At 40.1% G+C, this 24,839-nt stretch carries 20 protein-coding genes; 1 reads left to right on the top strand and 19 read right to left on the bottom strand.

Features of this window, described 5'->3' with window-relative positions:
• Window positions 1-27 precede the first annotated feature (27 nt).
• The gene (locus VEIS1202513_RS05610; RefSeq protein ID WP_129822919.1) at window positions 28-687 is read right to left on the bottom strand and encodes a TerC family protein; all 660 of its coding nucleotides are present in this window, start codon (window positions 685-687) and stop codon (window positions 28-30) included.
• Between the two features lie 290 nt (window positions 688-977).
• Between VEIS1202513_RS05610 and VEIS1202513_RS05615 the strand changes: the two genes are divergently transcribed.
• Window positions 978-2,321, top strand: coding sequence for an MATE family efflux transporter (locus VEIS1202513_RS05615; protein WP_213466951.1), 1,344 nt, complete (start codon window positions 978-980; stop codon window positions 2,319-2,321).
• 48 nt (window positions 2,322-2,369) lie between these two features.
• On the opposite strand, the gene uvrC is transcribed toward VEIS1202513_RS05615, so the two are convergent.
• From uvrC to rpmF, 18 genes are all read right to left on the bottom strand, one after another.
• Window positions 2,370-4,196, bottom strand: a complete 1,827-nt coding sequence (uvrC, locus tag VEIS1202513_RS05620; RefSeq protein WP_213466952.1) for an excinuclease ABC subunit UvrC — start codon at window positions 4,194-4,196, stop codon at window positions 2,370-2,372.
• Between the two features lie 133 nt (window positions 4,197-4,329).
• Entirely contained in the window at window positions 4,330-7,179 is a 2,850-nt protein-coding gene (gene uvrA / locus VEIS1202513_RS05625; RefSeq protein ID WP_213466953.1) for an excinuclease ABC subunit UvrA, read from the bottom strand.
• Between the two features lie 185 nt (window positions 7,180-7,364).
• Window positions 7,365-9,542: an excinuclease ABC subunit UvrB gene (gene uvrB / locus VEIS1202513_RS05630; protein ID WP_213466955.1), complete on the bottom strand. Its 2,178-nt coding sequence runs from the start codon at window positions 9,540-9,542 to the stop codon at window positions 7,365-7,367.
• Window positions 9,542-9,838, bottom strand: coding sequence for a hypothetical protein (locus VEIS1202513_RS05635; RefSeq protein ID WP_233542569.1), 297 nt, complete (start codon window positions 9,836-9,838; stop codon window positions 9,542-9,544). Before VEIS1202513_RS05635 ends, uvrB begins: the two co-directional genes overlap by 1 nt.
• 76 nt (window positions 9,839-9,914) lie before the next feature.
• Window positions 9,915-10,850 carry a signal recognition particle-docking protein FtsY gene (gene ftsY, locus VEIS1202513_RS05640; RefSeq protein ID WP_213466956.1) on the bottom strand — a complete coding sequence of 312 codons (936 nt, stop codon included), beginning with the start codon at window positions 10,848-10,850 and terminating at the stop codon, window positions 9,915-9,917.
• Window positions 10,850-14,404 carry a chromosome segregation protein SMC gene (gene smc, locus VEIS1202513_RS05645; RefSeq protein WP_213466957.1) on the bottom strand — a complete coding sequence of 1,185 codons (3,555 nt, stop codon included), beginning with the start codon at window positions 14,402-14,404 and terminating at the stop codon, window positions 10,850-10,852. The genes ftsY and smc overlap by 1 nt, the downstream gene beginning before the upstream one ends.
• A 45-nt stretch (window positions 14,405-14,449) precedes the next feature.
• The gene (locus VEIS1202513_RS05650; RefSeq protein WP_213466958.1) at window positions 14,450-15,592 is read right to left on the bottom strand and encodes an elongator complex protein 3; all 1,143 of its coding nucleotides are present in this window, start codon (window positions 15,590-15,592) and stop codon (window positions 14,450-14,452) included.
• A gap of 195 nt (window positions 15,593-15,787) precedes the next feature.
• Entirely contained in the window at window positions 15,788-16,525 is a 738-nt protein-coding gene (gene rnc / locus VEIS1202513_RS05655; RefSeq protein WP_119206841.1) for a ribonuclease III, read from the bottom strand.
• On the bottom strand, window positions 16,525-17,769 hold the full coding sequence (gene fabF / locus VEIS1202513_RS05660; protein ID WP_005386970.1) for a beta-ketoacyl-ACP synthase II: 1,245 nt from the start codon (window positions 17,767-17,769) through the stop codon (window positions 16,525-16,527). Before fabF ends, rnc begins: the two co-directional genes overlap by 1 nt.
• 36 nt (window positions 17,770-17,805) lie before the next feature.
• Complete coding sequence (locus tag VEIS1202513_RS05665; protein ID WP_005386972.1) at window positions 17,806-18,762, bottom strand: NAD(P)H-dependent flavin oxidoreductase; 957 nt, start codon at window positions 18,760-18,762, stop codon at window positions 17,806-17,808.
• 77 nt (window positions 18,763-18,839) lie between these two features.
• A complete protein-coding gene (locus VEIS1202513_RS05670; RefSeq protein WP_004693441.1) occupies window positions 18,840-19,070 on the bottom strand; it encodes an acyl carrier protein in 231 nt (76 codons plus the stop codon).
• A 51-nt stretch (window positions 19,071-19,121) separates the two neighbouring features.
• On the bottom strand, window positions 19,122-19,865 hold the full coding sequence (fabG, locus tag VEIS1202513_RS05675; protein WP_105085447.1) for a 3-oxoacyl-[acyl-carrier-protein] reductase: 744 nt from the start codon (window positions 19,863-19,865) through the stop codon (window positions 19,122-19,124).
• 1 nt (window position 19,866) lies between these two features.
• A complete protein-coding gene (fabD, locus tag VEIS1202513_RS05680; RefSeq protein WP_039969254.1) occupies window positions 19,867-20,808 on the bottom strand; it encodes an ACP S-malonyltransferase in 942 nt (313 codons plus the stop codon).
• A gap of 10 nt (window positions 20,809-20,818) precedes the next feature.
• Window positions 20,819-21,763: an enoyl-[acyl-carrier-protein] reductase FabK gene (gene fabK, locus VEIS1202513_RS05685; protein WP_105094461.1), complete on the bottom strand. Its 945-nt coding sequence runs from the start codon at window positions 21,761-21,763 to the stop codon at window positions 20,819-20,821.
• 15 nt (window positions 21,764-21,778) lie between these two features.
• A complete protein-coding gene (locus tag VEIS1202513_RS05690; protein ID WP_060924752.1) occupies window positions 21,779-22,774 on the bottom strand; it encodes a beta-ketoacyl-ACP synthase III in 996 nt (331 codons plus the stop codon).
• Window positions 22,758-23,786: a phosphate acyltransferase PlsX gene (gene plsX / locus VEIS1202513_RS05695; RefSeq protein WP_156719551.1), complete on the bottom strand. Its 1,029-nt coding sequence runs from the start codon at window positions 23,784-23,786 to the stop codon at window positions 22,758-22,760. The genes VEIS1202513_RS05690 and plsX overlap by 17 nt, the downstream gene beginning before the upstream one ends.
• Before the next feature lie 3 nt (window positions 23,787-23,789).
• Entirely contained in the window at window positions 23,790-24,350 is a 561-nt protein-coding gene (fapR, locus tag VEIS1202513_RS05700) for a transcription factor FapR (RefSeq protein ID WP_105085443.1), read from the bottom strand.
• 303 nt (window positions 24,351-24,653) lie between these two features.
• A complete protein-coding gene (rpmF, locus tag VEIS1202513_RS05705) occupies window positions 24,654-24,830 on the bottom strand; it encodes a 50S ribosomal protein L32 (RefSeq protein ID WP_004693428.1) in 177 nt (58 codons plus the stop codon).
• Window positions 24,831-24,839 lie beyond the last annotated feature (9 nt).

Genomic DNA, 24,839 nt, shown 5'->3' on the forward strand with positions numbered 1-24,839 from the left:
TATGATTAGGAGAAGAGATGTATTCTATTATTTCTTGAGTTTTTTAGCTACCAAAGATGCCCCTACAACGAGGATTACTGCAGCAATTTTGATGAATAGTGCATATGGTTCAACACTATGAGCAATCAATGTATCCTCTACTGCCATACCAGCACCTACCCAGCCAAGGATACCGCCGCCAACGTATAGGATAATTGGGAAGCGTTCGATGACTTTCACAAATAAAGTACTGCCATAAATGATGATTGGTACAGTTATGAGCATACCAATAGCTACCATTGTCATATGACCACCTGCAGCACCAACTACACCGATAACATTATCGATACCCATGATACCGTCAGCAATAACAATAGTTGTAATGGCTGCGCGTAAATTATCCTTAGCTTCGATATTATGCTCGCTTTCATCATCAGCAACGAGCTTGTATCCAATCCATAAGAGGAGGATACCACCTATTAAACGAAGTGCAGGAATATTGTTCAATGCCTCTACAAATAGGAATGCCATAACAAGGCGTAAAATAATGGCACCGGCTGTGCCCCAGAAGATAGCTTTCTTCTGTAAATGTGCTGGCAAGTTACGAGCTGCCATACCAATTACAATGGCATTGTCACCAGCAAGTAAGATGTCGATAACGATGATCTGAAGCATCGCTAATAAACCTTGTACAGATAAGATGTCCAATGTATCCTCCTTAGAATATAACTATAGTATATATATTATAATCGATATAGTTCAGTAGTGTAAAATTCAATTTGTAAAATATATATTCATTTTTAGCATACTCCATTCATATTAATATGAGAAGCATAACACTACAAATGGAAGTTCTAGGATATAAAAAATCATTAATTATAGATTCATAATAGACTAATCAATACTATATATTTAATTCCCAATTCTCAAGGAATTTATCTATTAAATTAGACTACTTTATGATATCGTATAATATATCATTAATAAGGGAGGTAAGTATGTATCAAACATATTCTATATTACAAAAGTTATGGTTGTTCATTAAGCTATTTACTCCTATGTGTATAACGCAATTTTCCCTTATAGGTGGTACATTTATAGCCATCTTTTTAACGGGACAATATAGTACAATAGATTTAGCTGGGGTTGCTACGGGGTATAATTTATGGCTCCTCTTCTATATCTTTGCACAAGGAACATTGTTAGGTATCACACCAATTATTTCTCAGCTATTGGGAGCTAAAAAAACTGATAATATTTCAACAATCTTTTATCAAGGTCTTTATATCGGTACAGGCCTAGCATGTATCATTTTAATAACTGGTCTCTTAGGCCTACGTCCTCTTCTGACAGCATTAAATCTGGAACCTGCCGCAGCTGAGGTATGTATTAGTTACCTGAAAGCATATGCCATAGGTCTATTCCCACTACTTTGGGTTAATACATTGCGTAATACAGTCGACAGTCATGGATTAACACATTATTCTATGGCTATCGTATTTACTAGCTTTATTGTGAACGTATTTTTGAACTACTCACTCATCTTTGGGCATTTCGGATTTCCAGAAATTGGTGGTGTCGGTGCTGGCTATGGTTTAGCTGGTGCTTGTTGGACTAACTTTATCCTCTTTGGCTTGGTTATTCTATTACATCCAAAGCTAAAGGGATATCGTATCTTTAAAGACTTCAGTAAACCAAGTTTTCACTACATTCGCGAACAGCTACATATAGGTATTCCTATTGGCTTTTCCATCTTCTTAGAAGCTAGTATTTTTAGTATTGCTGGCCTCTTGATGGTTCACTTTGGATCCGCCGTCGTAGCTGCTCATCAATCTGTTATTTCCTTTACAAATGTATTCTACTGTTTACCTCTTAGTATCGCTATGGCCTCTACCATTGCAGTTGCTTATGAACTTGGGGCAGGTCGTAAACAAGAGGCTATTCAGTACTCTTATATTTCTCGCATCTTAGCCATTGTATTGGCTATCATGATTTGTACATTTACGTTTACTAATATGGACGCTATTGCAGATCTCTTTACAAATGATGATGAAGTATACAAGCTTATCTATAGCTTCCTTGGATACGGTGTATTCTTCTCTGCTATCGATGCCATTGGAACCCCTTTACAAGGTATATTGAGAGCCTATAAAGATGTAAAAGTAGTTCTTTATATCTCCCTCATATCCTATTGGGGCGTATGCTTCCCAACCGCCTATATTCTCGCTAATAATCCTAATTACGGACCATTTGGCGTATGGATTGGGTTACTCGCTAGCGTACTAGTAGCAGGTGTATTGTTCACTTGGCGTACTTGGTACATCCAGCGTCAACCAAAATAAATAACATACTTATACAGTAAAAGAGCATCTCAAATAAGATGCTCTTTTTTATTTCAACATATCTTGTTTTTCTACCTTAGACATGCGTAAGAAATTATATAGTGTTTCTGCCGTCTTATAGTTCATAGATTCCACCTTTGAAAGCTCATCAATAGATGCCTCTTTCATGGCTTCTAAACTATTGAAATGAGCCCATAATGCCTTTCGGCGTTTAGGGCCAATCCCTTCAATATGATCTAAAATAGATTCTAAATTACGTTTTCCACGAAGCTTACGATGGTACGTAATAGCAAAGCGATGGGCTTCATCGCGTATTTGTTGAAGTAATTGAAGCTCCGGTGAACGATGGCTTAAGATAATACTTTCAGATTGTCCTTCTATAAAGACCTCTTCAATACGCTTAGCTAAAGAGATAACAGGCACATCTGTAACACCTACACTGCGAATCAACGGCAATGCTGCATTAAGCTGACCTTTACCACCATCGATAATAATGAGGTCTGGCATAGGCCAATCTGTTTCATTACCATAGCGTCGTTCCATAATTTCAGCCATAGACTTAAAGTCATCAGGTTTACCTTGCGTAGTTTTCAATTTAAAACGACGATACTCCTTCTTCGCAGGCTTACCGCCTTCAAAGACAACCATAGACGCTACCGTTTCGGCCCCTTGTGTATGGGAAATATCGAAACATTCCATACGCTCTGGTAATCGTGGCAAGTCTAGGACTTCAGCCAGTTTTTTAACAGCCCCACCGGTCTTATCAATTTGGTGTTGCCACTGACGACGACGCTCTTCTAGGAAGGTTTCTGCATTCTCATGAGCCATCTTAATCATGTCCATCTTATACCCCCGTTGTGGTACAGATACGTCTACATTTTGGCCTTTAAGCTGTGTAAACCATGCCTTTAACAAGTCTCTATCGGTGCTATCCATAGGTAATAATAATTCCTTTGGAATGAAGTTTGTATCTCCATAGTATTGCTTGATAAAGTCCGTCATGATAGTTTCTTGACTATCTCCATCATGTTGTACAAAGTAGTTCTCACGACCTAGTAATCGACCACCACGAATAAACAGTAATTGTACACAGGCCATAGACGTATCTACTGAAAGACCTAACACGTCTAAGTCGCCACGCTGTGTAACCATGCGCTGTTTTTCTTGGATTTTTTCTATACTAGTTAGCTGATCTCGATAACGTGCTGCATCTTCAAAGCGTAAGTCTTCTGCAGCAAGCTCCATCTTCTCTTTAATTTCCTTCAGCAAAGGGATAGGCTTACCTTCAAAGAGCTCTATGATTTCATCGATATACTTTCCATAATCCGATACGGAAATCTTGTTAAAGCAGGGCGCTTCACAGTAATGCATATGATATTGCAAACATGGTCGCTCCACCTTCATAGACTTACATGTCCTGAGTGGATAGTACTGGCGTATTAATTTCAATACTACATGTACAGATGTTACATCTGTGAAAGGACCAAAGTACTTGGCTCCATCGCGTTCTAGTCGGCGCGTCATATATACACGTGGGTAGTCCTCTTGTACTGAGATTTTAACGTACGGATACGTTTTATCATCACGAAGCCTAATATTGTATTTAGGCTCGTGCTCCTTAATAAGCGTATTCTCTAATATGAGAGCTTCCATCTCTGTCTTTGTTTGGATAATCTCTACATCGACGGCACGCTTCATCATAGCTGTAACCTTAGGTGCTCTATTGGCATCATTACGCACATAAGACCGCACGCGATTACGTAAGTTAATAGCCTTACCTACATAGATAATGCGGTTATATTGATCACGCCATAAATACACACCGGGTGTAGTCGGTAAATGACTGACCTTCTCTAGTAATTCTTCAGATGGCATATTTCCTCCTTTCCTCGTAGATTGCAAGAGAATAGCTTACATGCGACTTAAAGCTATATTTTTTATAAGTTAAATGATGTACTCTATTCTCTTTATGATTTTTCTGTTATAGACACTTAAATATATGTACTATTTATTTCTTTTTTGCTGCTTTCATAAATTTCTTAGTCTGTTCTAGTACAGGGCCCAAGAATTTACCAGTATAGCTTTCTTTCATCTTAACGATTTCCTCAGGTGTACCAGTAGCTACGATAGTGCCACCGCGATTACCACCTTCAGGACCAAGGTCTATGATGTGGTCTGCCATCTTAATAACATCTAAGTTATGTTCAATAACCACCACTGTATCTCCACCATCGACAAGCTTTTGTAGTACATCTAAGAGCTTGCGAATATCTTCAGCATGTAGGCCTGTAGTTGGTTCGTCAAGAATGTAAAGAGTTTTGCCTGTACTACGACGAGCCAGTTCAGTAGCTAATTTAACCCGTTGGGCTTCACCACCAGATAATGTTGTCGCCGCTTGACCTAAGCGGATATAGCCTAAACCTACCTCTTGTAAAGTAACCATCTTACGATGAATTTTAGGGATAGCACTAAAGAATTCAACCGCATCGTCTACCGTCATATCTAATACATCGGCAATGGATTTGCCTTTATATTTAACCTCTAAGGTTTCTCGGTTATAACGGGCTCCCTTACAAACCTCACAAGGTACGTACACATCTGGTAAGAAGTGCATTTCAATTTTGATGATACCATCACCACGACAAGCTTCACAGCGGCCACCTTTTACGTTAAAGCTAAAGCGCCCTTGTTTGTAACCGCGCATCTTTGCTTCTGGTGTTTGACTATAAAGCTCGCGTATAGCATCGAATACACCTGTATAGGTAGCTGGATTAGAGCGCGGTGTACGACCGATAGGACTTTGGTCTATATTGATGATTTTATCGATATGTTCAAGGCCACGAATCTCTTTATGATCTCCTACTTTGTGGTTAGAACGATATAATTGATTAGCTAAACCTTTGTAGAGAATTTCATTGATTAATGTGGACTTACCAGATCCACTGACACCAGTAACAACATTGAATAGACCAATAGGGAATTTTACATTCACATTTTGTAAATTGTTTTCCTTAGCACCGCGAATTTCAATGCAGTTTTTACCTGGTTTACGGCGTTCTTCTGGAAGTGCGATAAATTTACGACCACTCAAATACTGACCAGTAATAGAATCTTTTACCTTCATCACTTCGTCTACTGTACCAGCTGCAATGATTTGACCACCATGTTCACCAGCACCTGGACCGATATCAACGAGATAGTCCGCTGCACGCATCGTATCTTCATCGTGTTCTACAACGAGCAAGGTATTACCTAAATCACGCAAGCCTTTTAAGGTATCGATGAGTCGATCATTATCTCGTTGATGTAGCCCTATGGACGGTTCGTCTAGGATGTACAATACACCTACCAAACCAGAGCCAATTTGTGTAGCTAGACGAATACGTTGAGCCTCACCACCGGAAAGCGTACCTGCACTACGGTTCATGGTAAGGTAATCTAGGCCTACATTATTGAGGAACCCAAGACGAGCATTGATTTCCTTCAAAATTTGAGCACCAATCACTTGTTCCCGCTCAGTTAGCTGTAGATTACCAAAGAAATCGAATGCTTCTTTTATGGTCAATTGGGTCACTTCATTGATATTCTTATCCCCTACAGTAATAGCTAATACTTCAGGTTTAAGACGAGCACCATGACATGTAGTACAAGGCTTGATAGACATAAACTTTTCAAACTCTTCACGCATAGAATCTGTAGAGGCTTCACTATGACGGCGTTTTACCATTGGCAAAATACCTTCGTACTCAGTAAAGAATTCCTTCACTTCGCCGCGCATATTTTCGTACGTGAAAGCAACCTTATCCGTCGTACCGTACATTACCTTTTTTTGTAAGGCTTTTGGTAATTCATCATAAGTAGAATCTAAGGAGTATCCATTGGCTTTTAATAAACCTTCTACTTGGCGCATAAACCATGCGTTAGGATTAGAGCTCAACGCTTGTACGCAACCGTCAGCAAAGGTAATAGATCCATCTGGAATAACGCGCTCTTCGTCTACTTCCATGGTAGAGCCAATTCCCAAACAAGCTGGGCAGGCACCAAATGGACTGTTAAAGGAGAACATACGTGGCTCAATTTTCGGTAAGGAAATATGGCAATCTGGACATGCAAAGTGTTGGCTATACATGTGTTCAGGTCCATCTACCTCTTGGATAACTACAATGCCTTCTGCCCATTTTGATGCGGTCTCCATAGAGTCTGCTAAGCGAGATTCAATACCTTCTTTTACAACGAGACGGTCTACTACGATATCGATGGAATGTTTTTTATTTTTCTCTAATATAATATCTTCATCTAATGTACGTACAACACCATCTACACGGGCACGAACAAAGCCTTCTTTTCGAAGTTGTTCAAAGACAGATTTATGCTCCCCTTTTTTCCCTTGAATCATAGGGGCTAATACTAAAATCTTAGTACCTTCTGGGAAGCTCATTACGTCATCTGTCATTTGTTGTATCGTTTGCTGTGTAATAGGCTTACCACATTCAGGACAATGAGCATGGCCTACGCGAGCAAATAATAGACGCAAGTAATCGTAAATCTCCGTTACAGTACCAACTGTAGAACGAGGGTTACGGCTTGTAGTCTTTTGGTCGATAGAAATAGCTGGAGATAAACCTTCAATATAGTCTACATCGGGTTTATCCATTTGTCCCAAGAATTGACGTGCATAAGCAGATAAAGACTCTACATAGCGTCGTTGTCCTTCTGCGTAAATCGTATCAAATGCTAAGGATGATTTACCAGAACCACTGAGGCCAGTCAAAACGATGAATTGATCTCGTGGTAAGGATATATCTATATTTTTAAGGTTATGCTGACGCGCACCTTTTACTATCAATTGATCTTTCATTATGTTCCCTATTTAAAGAGATGATACCAAATGGCATCATCTCTATTTTTACTAACATGAAATAATATATGTATATTATCGCACATATAGTCTATATAATCTATGTGTTTTCTTACAATCTAAATAGATTCGGTTTATTACATTCAGGTAATATTTTACAATATATGAATGCATGTTACTGCTACTTAAGATTTACTCTTTGAACTTGTACGTTTTTTACCCTTGCTAGATGTAGGCTTTTTCAACTTGCTTTCACCTGCACTATGCATATCGGACCATTGTTGACGTAGTTCCCCCAATTGGTCTCGAAGCTTTGCAGCCTTTTCAAATTCAAGCTGCTTTGCAGCGGCCTTCATTTGACGATCAAGGTCTTCAATTTTATTGAATAACTCTTCTGGCGTTATATCTGCCACCTTAGGAGTTGATGTATCTTGTACATATGGTTCGTGTCCATGGTCCATTCCCGGTGTAGAGGATTTCTTTTTCCCCTTCTTCGGTGAAAAGTCCTTCCCATCCGTAACCATATCTTCTTCAATTTTCGTCAACTCAATAAGCTCTTTTACATCTTTGGAGACAGACTTAGGCGTAATATTATGTTCAATATTGTAAGCCTCTTGCACAGCACGACGGCGATCTGTTTCATCGATAGCCCGTTGCATAGAACCTGTTACGCGGTCAGCGTACATGATAACGTGACCGTTCACATTACGAGCGGCGCGGCCGATTGTTTGAATCATAGCTGTATCAGAACGTAAGAAACCCTCCTTATCCGCATCTAAGATAGCCACCAAGGAAACTTCTGGCATATCTAGGCCTTCACGGAGCAGGTTAATACCAACCAGTACGTCAAAAACACCAGCCCGTAAATCACGAATAATTTCGGCACGCTCGATAGTAACGATATCGGAATGGAGGTATCGAACGCGGACGCCCATTTCCTTCAAGAATTCTGTTAGATCCTCGGCCATCTTCTTCGTTAAAGTCGTAACGAGGACACGTTCATTCTTGGCAGCACGCTTATTAATTTCACCGAGCAAGTCGTCCATTTGTCCCTTAATAGGACGAATCTCAATGGATGGATCTAATAAACCTGTAGGACGAATGATTTGTTCTGCCACATTCGTTTGTACTTCCATTTCGTATGGACCAGGCGTTGCCGATACATAAACGATTTGATTGATACGCTCCACGAATTCATCGAATTGAAGCGGTCTATTATCAAGTGCAGACGGCAGACGGAAGCCATATTCGATGAGCGATTCTTTACGCGCCCGGTCACCATTATACATGGCACGCACTTGAGGTATCGTTACATGAGACTCGTCCACCATGATGAGGAAATCATCTGGGAAATAGTCTATCAATGTATATGGAGCTTCCCCAGCCTTGCGTTCAGACATATGACGGGAATAATTTTCGATGCCTGAGCAATAGCCCATTTCTTGCATCATTTCTATATCGTAACGAGTACGCTGTTCAAGACGTTGAGCCTCCAATAGGCGATCAGCAGCTTTCAACTTAGCTAACTGTTCGTCTAATTCAGCCTCAATACGCTCTACAGCAATACGCATCTTATCTTTCGTTGTTACATAGTGAGATGCTGGATAGACCGCAACGTGCTTACGCTCTGCAATGACTTCACCTGTTAAAGCATCTACCTCAACGAGGCGATCGATTTCGTCGCCGAAGAGTTCCACCCGAATGGCTCTTTCACTATAGGCGGCCGGGAAAATCTCGATAGTATCCCCTTGTACACGGAAGGTACCGCGGATAAAGTTCATATCATTTCTCGTATATTGAATATCTACGAGTTTAGATAGAATTTCATCGCGAGATTTCGTCTGACCTAAGCGCAAGGACAACACGAGTTCAGAGTAGTCCTCAGGGTCACCTAAGCCGTAAATACAACTAACAGAGGCAACAATAATCACATCGCGGCGCTCAAAGAGGCTCATCGTAGCACTATGTCGCAGTTTATCGATTTCATCATTGATAGACGCATCCTTCTCGATGTACGTATCACTAGAAGGAATATACGCTTCAGGCTGATAGAAATCGTAGTAAGACACAAAGTATTCTACCGCATTATTAGGAAAGAAACTTTTAAACTCACTACATAGCTGCGCAGCTAAGGTTTTATTATGGGCAATAATCAGAGTCGGCTTTTGAACGGCCTCTATAACCTTAGCCATAGTAAAAGTCTTACCTGTACCAGTGGCACCGAGCAAAACTTGGGCCCATTCACCGCGTTCAATACCTTCTGTTAGAGATTGTATGGCAGTTGGTTGGTCCCCTGTAGGCGTAAAGGGCGCCTCCACTTTAAATGGTTGGCCCCCTTCGTAATTATATGTATTATGTTTCATTACTGTTCATCCTGATGTTTACGGATAGCTTTGAGCTCTTCCTCTGAAAGACGGCGACCTGCATTTTCTGCTTGGTTCAACGTATCTTCACCTTCTAATACTTCGATGAGCATAGCAATGGAGAAGCGATCTAATGTAGGCGTAGTCTTTTGGATTTCATCAGCCATCATCCAATCTGATTCAGTATAGTTATTAATACGTTCTGTAATTTCTTCCCAGTTTGAAAGTAGCAATCTTGTAATAGGACGATATAATTCAATGCCGAAATACTCGATTAAGCCAACAATCTTTTCCATATTTTCTAGGCTAACATTACATTCATTTTTTTTATTTTCAGATTCTACATATTCAAGTAAGAATTCCCGGTTATATTTATTTGTCACCTTGAATCATTCCTTTATTAAATAGTGCATTAGCAAATTCTTTCGCATTAAATGGACGCAAGTCATCCATGCCTTCGCCAACGCCGATCCAGCGAACAGGTACGCCTAATTCCTCTTTAATAGAGATAACTACGCCACCTTTTGCTGTGCCATCAAGCTTAGTCACAACAATACCATTTACTGGTACTGCTTGACCAAATAATTTAGCTTGGCTTACTGCATTTTGACCTGTAGTACCATCTAAGACGAGCAATGTTTGATGTGGTGCCCCTTCTACGTGGTTATTCGCTACGCGGCCCATCTTTTTAAGTTCTTCCATAAGATTAACTTTAGTGTGTAAACGACCTGCAGTATCTACAATAACGAGGTCTGCATTACGAGCTTTAGCTGCTTCCATTGCATCGTAAACAACAGCTGCAGGGTCAGCCCCTTCTTTATGTTTAACGATAGGTACACCTACGCGATCTGCCCAGATAGACAATTGATCAGCCGCAGCGGCACGGAATGTATCACCTGCAGCGATAATAACCTTTTTGCCTTCTTTAGTGTAATAGTTAGCTAGCTTAGCAATAGTCGTAGTTTTACCGACACCATTTACCCCAACAACGAGGATAACCTCTGGATGGTGAAGTGCAATTTCATCTTCTTGGTCAACTAACATTTCTGTAATGCGGTCTTCCATGAATGGCATTACATCACCAGTATTGTTAATAATACCTTCTGTTACACCACGACGAATTTCTTTCATCAAGTATTCTGTCGTTTTAGGACCAAGATCACTAGTAAGCATAACTGCTTCTAAATCATCTAAGAAATCATCATCAATTTCTGCATAACCAATGATAACTGTCTCTACATTTTTTACAAAGGACTTACGAGTTTTTTCTAAGCCCTCTTTAATTTTATTAAAGAATCCAAATGCCATTATGCTAGATCCTCCTTCACATCTTCAAATGCTACTGTTAATAATCGCGATACGCCCCGTTCAACCATGGTCACCCCTTGTAAAACTTCGGCAGCTTCCATCGTCTTTTTACGATGCGATACTACGATAAATTGTGTTTCTTTATTTACCCGATTTAAGTAAGAACTAAATCTTTCTACATTGGCTTCATCAAGGGCTGCGTCAACTTCGTCAAGCACACAGAATGGCGCAGGACGATAGTCGAGGAACGAGAATAATAAAGCAATAACCGTTAAGGCTCGTTCACCACCGGACAACAAGGTCAATTGTTGACGTTTCTTCCCTGGCGGCTGAATGTAGAAATCGATACCACCAGTTAAGATATTATCTGGATCAGTCAATACAATTTGAGCCGTACCACCGCCAAATAGTTGGCTAAATACCTCTTGGAATCTACGGCCTACTACATCTAATACATCGTATAGCTGTGTACTCATAGCCTTGTCCATTTCAGCAATAACCGCTTGCAATTGCTCCTTCGCCGTATCTAAATCCGCCAATTGTGTAGTTAAGAAATCATAGCGTTCTTTAGTTTCTTCATATTCTTCAACAGCGTTCGGATTGACTGGACCAAGCTCGGCAATTTCAGCCATCAAACGTGCTTGTTCATCCTTCCAATCACTGACGGAACCTTCAATACGAAGGGCTTGTGCATCTTCCAATGTAAAACCTAGCTCTTGTAACTCTTCTACAAAGCGTTCGCAATCCATGCGATGACGGGTAATTTTACCTTCCATATCGACGAGTCGACCTTGAACGACTTTATATCGTTGATTCAATCGATCTTGCTCACCGAGGATAGATTCCATCTCTTCACGTCCTGTAGATGTTTTATCATAAGCCTCATCGCGAAGTGCACGCAATCGTGAAACCTCCGCTGTGGCAGAAGCCAATTCTAGGTCTGCCAATTCTTTAGCCTTTGGTAGCTCCACTTCACAGCGCTGTGTAGTGCTGATTAGCAAATTACGCAACGGCGTTAAGCGATCTACAATGCTAGCAATAGATTGATTGCGTTGTTCTCGTTGAGTTTCACGTTCCTTAATGGTTTGTCGTAATGTATCACAAGTAAGACGAGCTTCTGTAAAAGCTTCATACGCCTCTTGCTGAATCTTTTGCAATACAGTTAATCGCTCCATCAAGGCCCCTTGATTGCCCTCTACACCATGATTTTCTTGCAAGGAAGCAAGTGCTGTTTCTTGGTCTTTTAAATTAGCTGTTGTAGTTGCTAAATCAATATCGATTTGTACTAAACGTTGCTCTTCTTCAGAAAGAACACGCTTCTTACGATCCATTTGATTTTGTATATTTTGTACCTTTGTTTCGCTCGCTACATAGAGTAAGTTCGTATGTTGATAGCTTTCATCAAGGGTAGCTCGTTCTTTTTCAGCCTCTTCAACCCGTTTTTCTAGATTTTCTAAACTAGCTGTTAAAGAACGAATTTGTTCTTCAATTTGTACAAGCTCTTGTTCAAGACTAGTAGCCTCTTCCTTACGGCTCAATACGGAGGCACGCTTACGCTTTGTAGCACCACCCGTTAAAGAACCACCTGGTTGGAATTGTTCCCCTGTAAGCGTAACGATACGCAATTGTTGATTATATTTCTTCTGTAATCCAATAGCATCATCCATGGAGGACACTACTAACGTACGACCTAACAAATATTGGAAAATATGAGCATATGTATTATCAAAGGAGATACAGTCAACAGCCGTACCTATAACACAACTTTCATGTAAAGCAGGCGTATCATACGGTTTACCTTTTACAGAATCCATAGGCAAGAAGGTTACGCGACCACCTTGGATAGATTTTAAATAATTTACCCCCTCTGCAGCAGCGCGAGCTGTAGTGGTCACAACATGGTTAACACTACCACCTAATGCCGTTTCAATAGCTGTCGTATATTTGTCCTCAACTGTAAAGAGATCACCAACGGCGCCCGTAATCTGTTCACGCCAAGCGCCCTTACCATTAAGAATATTCTTAGTTCCTTCTAAGTAACCTTCATGCTGTTCTTCCCATTGCGCTAAGAGCTCTAAACGGCCTTTTGCACGTTGTTCTTGGGTACGAAGTTTTTGTAGCTCTTTGCGTTCCTCACGAGCTTGTATAACTGCTTCTTTACCACCATCAACGAGGGCTTGTCGTTGTGCAGAAATAGCAGTAAATTTCTGACCAAGTGTTTCATATTCAGTACGAGCTGCTTGTAGTTCACTATCTACTTGAGCTATTTCAGTCTTTAAAACTTCACATTGCTTCGCAGATTCAGCCTTACGAGATTCTAAGCTACGAATACTAGCCTTTGCTGTTTCAATAGCGCTCACAATTTCTAATTGATGTTGCTCAAATGCTTCTCGATTGGATTGTAAGGATTGGAACTTAGCTTGTTCTGCACCGACATCTTCAACAGCTTTTTTATAATTAGATTCTAGCTCTTCTAGCTTAGATTCTTTCTCTACCAATTGGGCGCTTTCATCTTGAATCAATTGATTTAAAATGCGTAATTGTTGCTCTTCGCCCTTTTGTGTAGCTTCTAGCTCGCTAATGCGCATAGATGTTTCATCTAATTCACGGTGAGCGGTCTTTAACTGCTCTTCTAAAAGACGTAAATGACCAGCTAAACGCTCTTCATCACGTTGCTTTTCCGTATACTGAGCTTCCCACAATTTAAGCTGTTCTTGCTCTTTAGTGGAAGATGATTGCAATGTATGACGGCGAGCTTCTAATTTGGACAACTCCGTTTGAAGCTCAATCTCTTCATCCTTAAAAGCGATATTATCGTTTTCAAAACGCGTTAAGAGCCGGTCTGATGTCTTGTAATTATGAAAGCCTAATGCTCCATCATAGTCGCGCTTTGTACGACTTAATGTCATATATTTTTTAGTCTTTTCCGCCTTTTCAGACAGAGGTCCAAGTTGTTCTTCAATAGTAGCCATAACGTCGCGTACGCGTTCCATGTTGCGGTCTGTACTAGCAATACGACGCAATGCATCTTCTTTATTGATTTTAAAGCGAGATATACCTGCTACATCTTCAAAGATCAAACGGCGTTCTTCAGGCTTAGAGTTCAAGATGGCATCAATTCGGTTCTGACCGATAATGGCCATCGAGTCTTTACCAAGACCTGTGTCAGCTAGTAAAAGATGGATATCCTTTAAGCGACAAGAGCGCTTATTGATGAGGAATTCACTTTCACCAGTACGATAAATACGACGTGTAATAGCTACCTCAGCCATATCTACATCTAGTTGATGGTCACTATTGTCGAATACAAGAGTAACCTCAGCTGCACTCATTGGCTTACGTTTTTCCGTACCAGAGAAAATAATATCCTCTGCTTTTTGACCACGTAAGTTACGGACATTGGATTCCCCTAAAACCCATTTCATAGCATCCGTAATATTACTTTTACCACTTCCGTTAGGTCCAATAACGGCAGTCATTCCTGGCGAGAATTTTACAACCGTTTTATCTGCAAACGATTTAAAGCCCTTTAATTCTAACCGAAGTAATTGCATGACTGCCTCCTTTCTACTAACAACCCCGAATAATCATATCTTTTATTATAACATATATTGTAGGCCATCAATACAGCAACAAACAGTATTTCTCGTATTATCTTCACACCAATCTATGCTAAATTGAGGATACGTTTCTTGAAAATATAAAATATTGCGATTTTTGAGACCTCGCACCTTTGATGTACTGTTTCTAGGATAAGAAATTACAATCCTATGTTTCATCAAAATATCACCACTATCCGAATAAGATCTACATTTTACCTTATGGATATGGTAACAATCAAAATGAGAAAAATTGTAACCATTTTGCTTTCCTAATAAATTTTCTGAAGAAAGATGTTCATCAATACATCTTTCAATACGTTGTTTATATTGTTCATTTACAACGAGCTCACCCATAGCAGGTTCATAGGGACCTGCTACCAAGCTATTGCCTGAATCGAGCTCTTCCGTGCTTTGTAATCCTGTACGTATAACTTCAATATTATGCTGTTCAAACCATTCCTTTAAGAATGCACAATATTTAATAGCTTGCTCAGTACTTAATGGCTCATATTCACCAGATCTATATTGATCTGCTAGTTCCGTATTTTCTATAACAAGAACAGGATAGATTCGTACAAAATCTGGTTCTAGTTTAACTACAGCAATAGCGGTTTCTAGAATGGTTTCCCAAATTTCACCTTTTAATCCTGGTAAAAGCTGAACACCTACAGTCATTCCACGTTGCTTTAATCGCGCAACAGCATCTACTACCTCTTGTACTGTATGACCGCGCTTAGCATCGACTAAAATACCATCATTCATAGACTGTACGCCAAGCTCTACTGTTTTTACGCCATAAGATTGTAACAATGAGATAGCCTCATCCCCAACAGCATCAGGCCGTGTAGAGCAACGTATGCCATCGATTATGTCCTGTTGTAACATCTCATAAGCTGGCGCTAATAAGGTATGTTGCAAATCGTGATGAATGGCTGTAAAAGAGCCTCCATAAAAGGCGACCTCCCAAAACTTATCATTTCGTTTTTTACCCACATAATCTGTAATCGTTTTTTTTATATAATCCGGTGTTAAGTGACTAATACCAGATTGGCCTGTAATACGGGACTGGTTACAAAATGTACATACATAAGGACACCCTACATGAGGTATAAAAAAAGGTATCATACCAAATGGTTTCATAGTCACTCTCCTTTCTTATATAAAATAAACTCAGCCAAAACCTTTTATATTAATATATTAATATCCATGTATTTAATCCTTATGATATGTAATTAATATATTAAGATATAAGGCTTTCGATACAACGATTATAAGATAAATATCTTTCCTATTCTATATACTATTATACAGAAAAAAGCGCCATTAGGCGCTTTTCTATTTGGCCATTAACTTTTCTAACGTTAATTGAGCCGCATGTTGTTCTGCAATTTTTTTACTTTTACCAGAGCCGGCCTCGTAAGTAACACCATTGATTTCGACCACCATATGGAAGGTCTTAGCATGGTCGGGACCACTTTCACTGAGCAAACGATAGACGATATGTTTATCACCATCCCGTTGCACATATTCTTGTAACAAGGTTTTATAATCCTTGCCCCGTTTACCTTCTAAAGCTTGCTTGATATAAGTAATGAGATGTTTTAAAACGAAGTTCATTGCCGTTTGGTAATCTGTAGAAATATAGATAGCACCAATGAGAGACTCAAAGGTATCCGCTAAAATAGAATTACGATTATTACCACCAGAAGCACTTTCACCATGACCGAGCAATAAATATTGCCCCAATTGCAAAGAACGACTTACAGATGCTAAAGAATCCTCACACACTGTAGCGGCCTTAATTTTCGTCAAATTACCTTCGGCCATGTCTGGATATGTCTTAAATAGGTATTCCCCAATAATAAGATCCAAAACAGCATCGCCTAAAAACTCTAATCGCTGATTGTGATTAATATGCTTTGATTTATGTTCATTCGCATAAGATGTATGTGTAAAAGCACAATCTAAAATGGATATATCTGACACAGGTATGTCTAAACGAGCAACAAGCCCATGAAGAGATTCTTCACGAGCTTGTGTCATCTTACTCTTATGCGCTTCAACAGCTACCATTAGCCTTCATAACGGCGTACGCAAAGTGTACCGTTATGACCACCAAAACCGAAAGAGTTGGAAAGAGCACATTTAACTTGAAGGTCACGTGCACCTTCGCGAACATAGTCAAGATCCAAACCTTCATCAGGGTTGTCACAGTTGATTGTAGGATGAACTTTGCCAGTTTCGATAGCCATCGCCATAACGATAGTTTCGATAGCACCAGCAGCACCTAACAAGTGACCTGTCATGGATTTTGTAGAGTTAACAGCGATGTCTTTAGCATGATCGCCGAATAATTCTTTAATAGCCAATGTTTCATTTTTGTCATTAAGGCCAGTAGATGTACCATGAGCATTGATGTAGTTAACGTCTTTAGGATCGATACCTGCATCTTTAATTGCTAATTCCATACATTTACGAGCTTGTACACCACCTGGAGCTGGTGCAGTAATGTGGTAAGCATCGCCATTAGTACCATAACCTACAACTTCAGCGTAGATATGAGCACCACGAGCTTTTGCGTGTTCTAATTCTTCAAGAACAACGATACCAGAACCTTCACCCATTACGAAACCATCGCGATCGCGGTCAAATGGACGAGATGCTTTTGTTGGTTCGTCATTGCGTGTAGACATAGCTTTCATAGCTGCGAAACCAGCTACAGCTGCAGGAGATACAGCCGCTTCAGTACCACCGGCAAACATGATATCAGCATCACCACGTTGGATAATACGGAAAGCATCGCCAATAGCATTTGTACCAGAAGTACAAGCTGTTACGTCTGTAATAACAGGACCTTTAAGGCCAAGACGGATGGATACACGTGCAGATGTCATATTGGCAATCATCATAGGAACTGCAAATGGACTTACACGGCCAGGACCTTTTTCGAATAATGTTTCATATACTTCATGGATGGAGTCGATACCGCCAATACCAGTACCAACCACAGTACCACAACGATCTAAATCTTGTTTATCTAAATCAAGATCAGCATCTTCACAAGCAAGAACAGCAGCACCGATAGCCAATTCTACAGAACGGTCCATACGACGAGCTTCTTTCTTGTCTACGCCATAGTTTGTAACATCAAAATCTTTTACTTCGCCAGCAATACGCGTTGCATAGTCAGATGCATCAAAGCGTGTAATTGGCCCAATACCAGATTGACCTGCCAATAACGCATTGTAAAAGTTCTCTTTACCGATACCTACAGGAGTCACTGCCCCTAAGCCAGTAATTACTACACGTTTTTCCAATTATTCCACCTCTTATAGCTATACAGCCCTTTTAAATTAATCAATCTCTGCTACTTGCTGTTTTAGTTGAGCAAAGATATCTTTAACTGGCATAATCTTGTCGACTTTTCTCATATTATTGCCAGAGAACACCAAACCTGTTTCCACATCACCTTGTTGTGCACGAGAAAGGGCACGGATAATACAGAATTTATGGGAACAATGTTTCAAACAGTTATCACACACCGTTGGAGGTGCTACAGTACCGTCTAATACAGATTCAGCAAATTTATTTTTAATTGCTTGTCCAGGCAAACCTACAGGACTTTGAATCAATACAATATCCTCAGGATTAGTAGCCCGTACATACATTTTTTTCAATTCGTCAGATGCATTACATTCATCAGAAGCAGCAAAACGGCTACCCATTTGAACGCCACTAGCACCTAATTTCAACATTTCTACGATGTCACGACCATCAAGAACACCACCAGCACCAATAACTGGAATATTTTTAACAGCAGCTACAACCTCTGGAACGATTTCTCGAGCGGAACGATCCGTCCCCAAGTGGCCACCAGCTTCGCAGCCTTCTACGATTACTGCTGCTGCACCTAAACCTTCAGAAATGCGAGCTAATTTTGCGGACGAAACAATTGGTACGATTGGCGTACCAGACTCTTTGCCCATTGCGAACATATCTCTTGAAAAACCAGCACCTGCTACTACAAGATCAATGCCCTCTTCGATGGCAGTTTTAACTAAGCCCGCAAATTGTGTTGCGGCTACCATCGCATTTATACCAATAATACCCGTAGGTGATAATTTTCTAGCTAATTGTATTTCGTATCGTAATTCATCAAACGGCAAACCGGATGCTGCAATAAGGCCGATACCACCTTCATTTGCAACGGCTGCCGCCAAGCGAGCTGTAGACAATCTAATCGCCATACCACCTTGAATAATAGGTACTTTGGCCACTAGATTCCCAATGCGAAGTTCAGGGAGCTTCACTATCAAATCCTCCTGTAAATAAAACCGGTTGGGAGGCCACTCGGCCTCCCGTACGGCTGAATTGTCAGCTTTACAGCTTATTTAGCAGAATCAATATATTCTACTGTATCCTTAACGGTTTTGATTTTTTCTGCAACATCGTCAGGGATTTCAACATTGAATTCTTCTTCGAATGCCATGATCAATTCAACGATATCTAAGGAGTCAGCGCCTAAGTCGTCGATGAATGTAGAATCAATGGTAACTTCAGCTTCATCAACGCCTAATTGTTCCACAACGATTGCTTTTACTTTATCGAAAGTGTTCATTGGTGGTTCACCTCCTTTCAAAGTGTATTTATATATAGTCTAATTTTGAAACTACATCACCATACCGCCATCTACATTGATGACTTGGCCTGTAATATAGTTAGCAAAATCGCTAGCAAGGAATGTTGCTACTGTCGCTACTTCTTCAGCATTAGCCATACGACCCAATGGAATTTCTGCAACCATAGCTTCTTTAACTTTTTCTGGTAATACATCAGTCATATCAGTATTGATAAATCCTGGTGCAATAGCATTAACAGTAATGCCACGACTTGCTAATTCTTTAGCACAGGATTTAGTAAAACCAATTACACCAGCTTTAGATGCTGCATAGTTAGTTTGACCTGCATTACCCATAACGCCTACAACAGATGTCATATTGATAATATGACCAGAACGTTGTTTCATCATGATTTTAGATACTGCTTTAGTTACTAAATATACACCTTTAAGGTTGATATCTATAACAGCATCAAAATCTTCGTCTTTCATACGCATCAATAAACCATCACGCGTAATACCCGCATTATTTACGAGAATATCAATGTGACCAAACTCTTTATGAGCTTCTTCCACCATAGCTGCAACTTCATCAGCATTAGCTACATTGGCTTTAATTTTAATGGCTTTACGGCCTAAAGCTTGTACAGCTTCAACAGTTTCTTGAGCTGCACCTTCGCTACCGCTATAGTTAACTACCACATCAGCACCAGATTGTGCTAAATTAATAGCTACAGCGCGACCAATGCCACGGGATGCGCCAGTTACAATGGCTACTTTACCCTCTAAATGCATTTTATCGAACCCCTTTCAAAAATTCAAGCGTTTTCTCTAAGGATGCAATGTCTTCAACATTGGCTAATTCCATATCTTTATTGATCTTTTTAGTAAAGCCAGTAAGTACTTTACCAGGACCTACTTCAACAAATCGAGTTACACCAAAGTTAACCATTTCAGCTACGCAATCTTCCCACAATACAGGGTTTGCAGCTTGTGTAACTAAGGATTCTTTAATATCGTTTGCATTAGTCAAAATTTTACCTGTCACATTTGCCACTACAGGAATTTGAGCATCGCTCACTTGGATTTTATCCAACTCTTCTTTTAAACGTAGAGCTGCAGGTTCCATCAAACGGCTGTGGAATGGAGCACTTACAGGAAGCATAACAGCACGTTTTGCACCGGCTTCTTTCATCTTTTCTGCTGCAGTTTCTACCGCTGCTGTTTCACCAGCAATAACAATTTGACCTGGGCAGTTGAAGTTAACTGCTTGCACAGAACCAACAGAATCGTTAACCTCTTTACAAATTTCTACAACTTGTTCACGAGGTAAAGCTAGAATTGCTGCCATAGCACCTTTGCCCAATGGCACAGCTTCTTGCATATATTCACCGCGTTTATGAACAACATACACAGCATCTTTAAAATTCAATACACCTGCCGCTACAAGAGCACTGTATTCACCAAGACTATGACCACCTACGATATCAGGTGTAAAGCCTTGTTCTTTAAGAACTTCATAGCAAGCTACAGATGCAGTTAAGATAGCCGGTTGTGTATTAGCAGTTTTAACAAGTTCAGTATCAGGGCCTTCAAAGCACAATTTGGAAATAGAATAACCAAGCGCTTCGTCAGCTTCTTCAAAACGTTGTTTCACAATAGGATATGCATTGTACAAATCTTGTAACATGCCTACTTTTTGGGAACCTTGACCAGGAAAAACAAATGCCGTTTTCATAAGGGCCTCCTTATTTACCAAGACCTTGAAGTTTTTTAATTACAGTTTCAGTTTCAGCCATGATATCTTTGATAATAGTTGCACATGGTTTAACATCTGTTAACATGCCAGAGATTTGACCGATCATTACAGAGCCTTCTTTTACATCACCTTCAATAGCAGCTTTACGAAGTGTGCCTGCACCTAAGTTTTCTAAATCTTCTTTGGAACCACCGCTAAATTCAAGGGATTTATATTTATGAGCTAATGCATTATCAATGATACGTACAGGATGACCTGTTGTTAAACCAGTCATAACAGTGGCACGATCTTTTGCTTTCAATACTGCATTTTTATAGTTTTCATGAGCAATACATTCTTCGGATAATACGAATCGCGTACCCATTTGTACTGCTTGAGCGCCTAATGCAAAGGCTGCAGCCATACCACGGCCATCAGCAATACCACCAGCTGCAATAACTGGAACATCTACAGCATCTACTACTTGTGGAATCAATGCCATAGTAGTAATATCGCCTACGTGACCACCAGATTCTGTACCTTCTGCGATAATTGCATCAATACCACCGCGCAACAAGCGTTTTGCAAGTAATACGGAAGCAACTACAGGAATTACTTTAGTACCGATTTCTTTTAAAGCTGGAATATACACACCAGGATTACCAGCACCTGTTGTAATTACAGGAACGCGTTCTTCCACAACTACTTCCATAACTTCTTTAACAAATGGAGACATGAGCATAATATTACAACCAAATGGTTTGTTTGTGCGCTCTTTTAATTTGTGAATTTCATTACGGAAAATATCAGGAGGCATATGACCAGCCCCAATGATACCAAGGCCACCCGCTTCGGAAACAGCTGCCGCTAATTCTGCAGTACCGAGCCAAGCCATACCACCTTGTAAGATTGGGTACTCAATCTGCAATAAATCACAAATGTCAGTCTTAATCATCTTGATGTGTCCTCCTTAATACCATTTCAAGACAAGGCTAGCCCATGTAAGGCCTGCACCAAATCCTGCAAACGCAACATTATCGCCGCGTTTGAAACGCCCTTCACGATTAGCTTCGTCCAAAGCTATCGCTACAGACGCGGCAGATGTATTACCATACTTATGTAAATTAACAAATACTTTTTCCATCGGCATATGTAAGCGTTTTGCAGCCGAATCAATAATACGAATATTTGCTTGATGTGGAATGAAGAAATCCAACTCATTAAGTTCCATTCCAGCTCGTTCTAAAGATTTTAAAACAGTACGCCCCATCGTTTTAACAGCAAATTTATATACTTCAGAACCATCCATATGAATGAATGTTAAACCTTCTTCAATGCGTTGGTCATTGGCAACTACAGCTGTACCACCTGCAGGAATACAAAGAGATGGACCACCAGTACCGTCGGCACCCATATCAACACCTTTAATGCCATAACCTTCAGGGACTTCAGATACTACTGCGGCACCAGCGCCATCACCAAAGAGGATACTTGTACTACGATCGTTCCAATTTACTCGACGGGAGAGAATTTCAGCGCCCACAACGAGCACCTTTTTGTATAAACCGGAGCTAATATAGCTAGCTGCAGTAATCAATCCATATACAAAGCCAGAGCATGCAGCTTGTAAATCATAGGCCGCTGCATTCTTAGCGCCTAAATTCGCTTGTAATACACAAGCGGCTGAAGGAATAATCATATCCGGTGTTAAGGTAGCAAAAATAATCACGTCTATATCTTCGGCACTAACCTTAGCCATTTGCATAGCTTTTTTTGCTGCCTCAGTCGCCATATAGGATGTATTCATACCTTCCGGTGCAATGCGTCGTTCCTCAATACCAGTACGTTCTCTAATCCATTGGTCATTGGTATCAACCATTTTTTCTAGATCAAAGTTTGTTACTACATTGTCAGGAAGGAAGCTCCCAGTACCAATGATTCCAACCGGTTTACTCATCATAGTCATACTTCAAGGCTCCTTCAATATCCATTGTTTCTCTTATGTGTTGAATAATTTTACGTTCCACTAAATCACTAGCAATTTCAATAGCAGTTTTAATCTCTTTAGCTTTGGAGCTACCATGAGCAATCATAAACACCCCATTAACCCCTAAGAGTGGAGCACCACCATTTTCTGTGTGATCTAAGCGTTTTGCCATCTTTTTTAAAGCTGGCTTTACAAGCATAGCACCAATTTTGGCAAAAATACTACCTGCCATAATGCTATCCTTTACTAATTGTGTAAGACCTGTTACCAAGCCTTCTGCGAATTTAAGTACCACATTACCGACAAAACCATCGCAAACAACAACATCTACGACCCCTTTTGGAATATCACGGCCTTCAATATTACCTTTGAAGTTAATAGTTTTCATACGTTCCAAAATTGGATATGTGGCTAGAACGACATCGTTCCCCTTAGTGGCTTCTTCGCCAATATTTAATAACCCTACTGTAGGTTCTTCTTTACCTAATAAAAGTTTTGCATATTCAGAACCCATCAATGCACCTTGTACAAGATGTTTTGGTTTACTATTTGAGTTAGCACCAGAATCTAACATAACAGTAATACCACTAACTGTTGGCATCGGAGTTGCAATAACTGGGCGATCAACCCCCTTAATACGACCGAGACCAAACAATGCAGCTGCTACAGCTGCACCTGTGCTCCCAGGAGCAATCACGGCATCGCAAGCATTATCACGAACTAAAGATGTTGCTACCACAATGGATGCGTCCTTTTTCTTACGCAATGCTTGTCCTGGATGCTCATCCATACCGATAACTTGACTGGCATGGTGTACAGAAATGCGTGGATTCTTAGCTTCATTCCTAGCTTCTAATATATTAAAAATTTGCTGCTCATCGCCGACGAGCACCACTTCAATGTGTTCATTTGCTCGTACGGCTTCAATGGATCCTAGTACAGTCTCCAATGGAGCAAAGTCGCCACCCATGGCGTCTATTGCAATTTTCATAATCTACACCCTATTCTCTACGGATTCCATAATAAATTTTGCGCGAAATACTTCTTTTATTTTATCTCTTATAATGACCCAAATAAAGAACTTATTACCACGGCGACGCACAATTTCTGCTTTTGCCACCAAATTAGTACCAGCTCCAACTGGGTTTTTATATTTTATATTTCCAACCTCCGCAGAACAAACAGTAGTCCCCATGACTACCTTTGCGAGGGAATTTGCTTGAGCATATAAATACTGTGGCTCTACATGTCCAAATCGATCTTCCATGTCAGAAGTAGTACGTAGCATTGATAATGCTTGTTGGCCTTCTGTAACATCGATCAGTTCACCAACCACTTCGTACGGTACATGTTCTACCGCTTCTTGTGATTGACCTGTAGCCATGACGCGTATGCGTTCACGCAATTCAGGAATGCCCAACTCTAGACGATCCAGACGAATCGTTGGCACACTTACATTAAAGTGTGTAGCCAATTCTTCATCAGTAAGAAATGGCGTAATATTCAGTTTTTCTTGTAACTGCTTTTGGCGCTCTTGCTTCTTTAACCGACTCATGGGACCACCTTTTATGACCTAGTATTAATATTACATCCTAAGTATATACAATAATTCCCTTATTTGCAAGGCTTTTCATACATATAGTAACAGATTTTGCACATATATACCAAATATAGTTATTATTTTATATTTAAGTATCTTTTTGTTTATAAAAGTAAAAAAATGCCACTATCCTACAGTTTTATATTACTATAAAATAATGGCACTGACTAATGCATATCAAGTATATTAAGTTATATATTACTAAAAGTATACAAAAAAGACGCCTACTACAGTAGGCGTCTTTTTTTAGCTCACATATTAAGCATTAGCTACTACTTGCTCACCTTTATAGTGACCACATGTAGGGCAAACACGATGAGGCATCTTAGGTTCGTGGCATTGTGGGCATGCTACATAACCAGGAGCTTCCAATTTCCAATTAGCACGACGGCGATCGCGACGGCATTTAGACAATCTACGCTTAGGTACTGCCATTATCTGCAC

Source organism: Veillonella orientalis (genome assembly GCF_018406505.1).
Classification (GTDB): Bacteria; Bacillota; Negativicutes; order Veillonellales; family Veillonellaceae; genus Veillonella; species Veillonella nakazawae.

What these genes read in the sequence shown, in the direction of transcription:
- VEIS1202513_RS05615 (WP_213466951.1), top strand. Translation starts at nt 978, where the DNA reads ATGTATCAAACATATTCTATATTACAAAAGTTATGGTTGTTCATTAAG.
- uvrC (WP_213466952.1), bottom strand. Translation starts at nt 4,196, where the DNA reads ATGCCATCTGAAGAATTACTAGAGAAGGTCAGTCATTTACCGACTACA.
- uvrA (WP_213466953.1), bottom strand. Translation starts at nt 7,179, where the DNA reads ATGAAAGATCAATTGATAGTAAAAGGTGCGCGTCAGCATAACCTTAAA.
- uvrB (WP_213466955.1), bottom strand. Translation starts at nt 9,542, where the DNA reads ATGAAACATAATACATATAATTACGAAGGGGGCCAACCATTTAAAGTG.
- VEIS1202513_RS05635 (WP_233542569.1), bottom strand. Translation starts at nt 9,838, where the DNA reads ATGGAAAAGATTGTTGGCTTAATCGAGTATTTCGGCATTGAATTATAT.
- ftsY (WP_213466956.1), bottom strand. Translation starts at nt 10,850, where the DNA reads ATGGCATTTGGATTCTTTAATAAAATTAAAGAGGGCTTAGAAAAAACT.
- smc (WP_213466957.1), bottom strand. Translation starts at nt 14,404, where the DNA reads ATGCAATTACTTCGGTTAGAATTAAAGGGCTTTAAATCGTTTGCAGAT.
- VEIS1202513_RS05650 (WP_213466958.1), bottom strand. Translation starts at nt 15,592, where the DNA reads ATGAAACCATTTGGTATGATACCTTTTTTTATACCTCATGTAGGGTGT.
- rnc (WP_119206841.1), bottom strand. Translation starts at nt 16,525, where the DNA reads ATGGTAGCTGTTGAAGCGCATAAGAGTAAGATGACACAAGCTCGTGAA.
- VEIS1202513_RS05670 (WP_004693441.1), bottom strand. Translation starts at nt 19,070, where the DNA reads ATGAACACTTTCGATAAAGTAAAAGCAATCGTTGTGGAACAATTAGGC.
- fabG (WP_105085447.1), bottom strand. Translation starts at nt 19,865, where the DNA reads ATGCATTTAGAGGGTAAAGTAGCCATTGTAACTGGCGCATCCCGTGGC.
- fabD (WP_039969254.1), bottom strand. Translation starts at nt 20,808, where the DNA reads ATGAAAACGGCATTTGTTTTTCCTGGTCAAGGTTCCCAAAAAGTAGGC.
- fabK (WP_105094461.1), bottom strand. Translation starts at nt 21,763, where the DNA reads ATGATTAAGACTGACATTTGTGATTTATTGCAGATTGAGTACCCAATC.
- VEIS1202513_RS05690 (WP_060924752.1), bottom strand. Translation starts at nt 22,774, where the DNA reads ATGACTATGATGAGTAAACCGGTTGGAATCATTGGTACTGGGAGCTTC.
- plsX (WP_156719551.1), bottom strand. Translation starts at nt 23,786, where the DNA reads ATGAAAATTGCAATAGACGCCATGGGTGGCGACTTTGCTCCATTGGAG.
- fapR (WP_105085443.1), bottom strand. Translation starts at nt 24,350, where the DNA reads ATGAGTCGGTTAAAGAAGCAAGAGCGCCAAAAGCAGTTACAAGAAAAA.
- rpmF (WP_004693428.1), bottom strand. Translation starts at nt 24,830, where the DNA reads ATGGCAGTACCTAAGCGTAGATTGTCTAAATGCCGTCGCGATCGCCGT.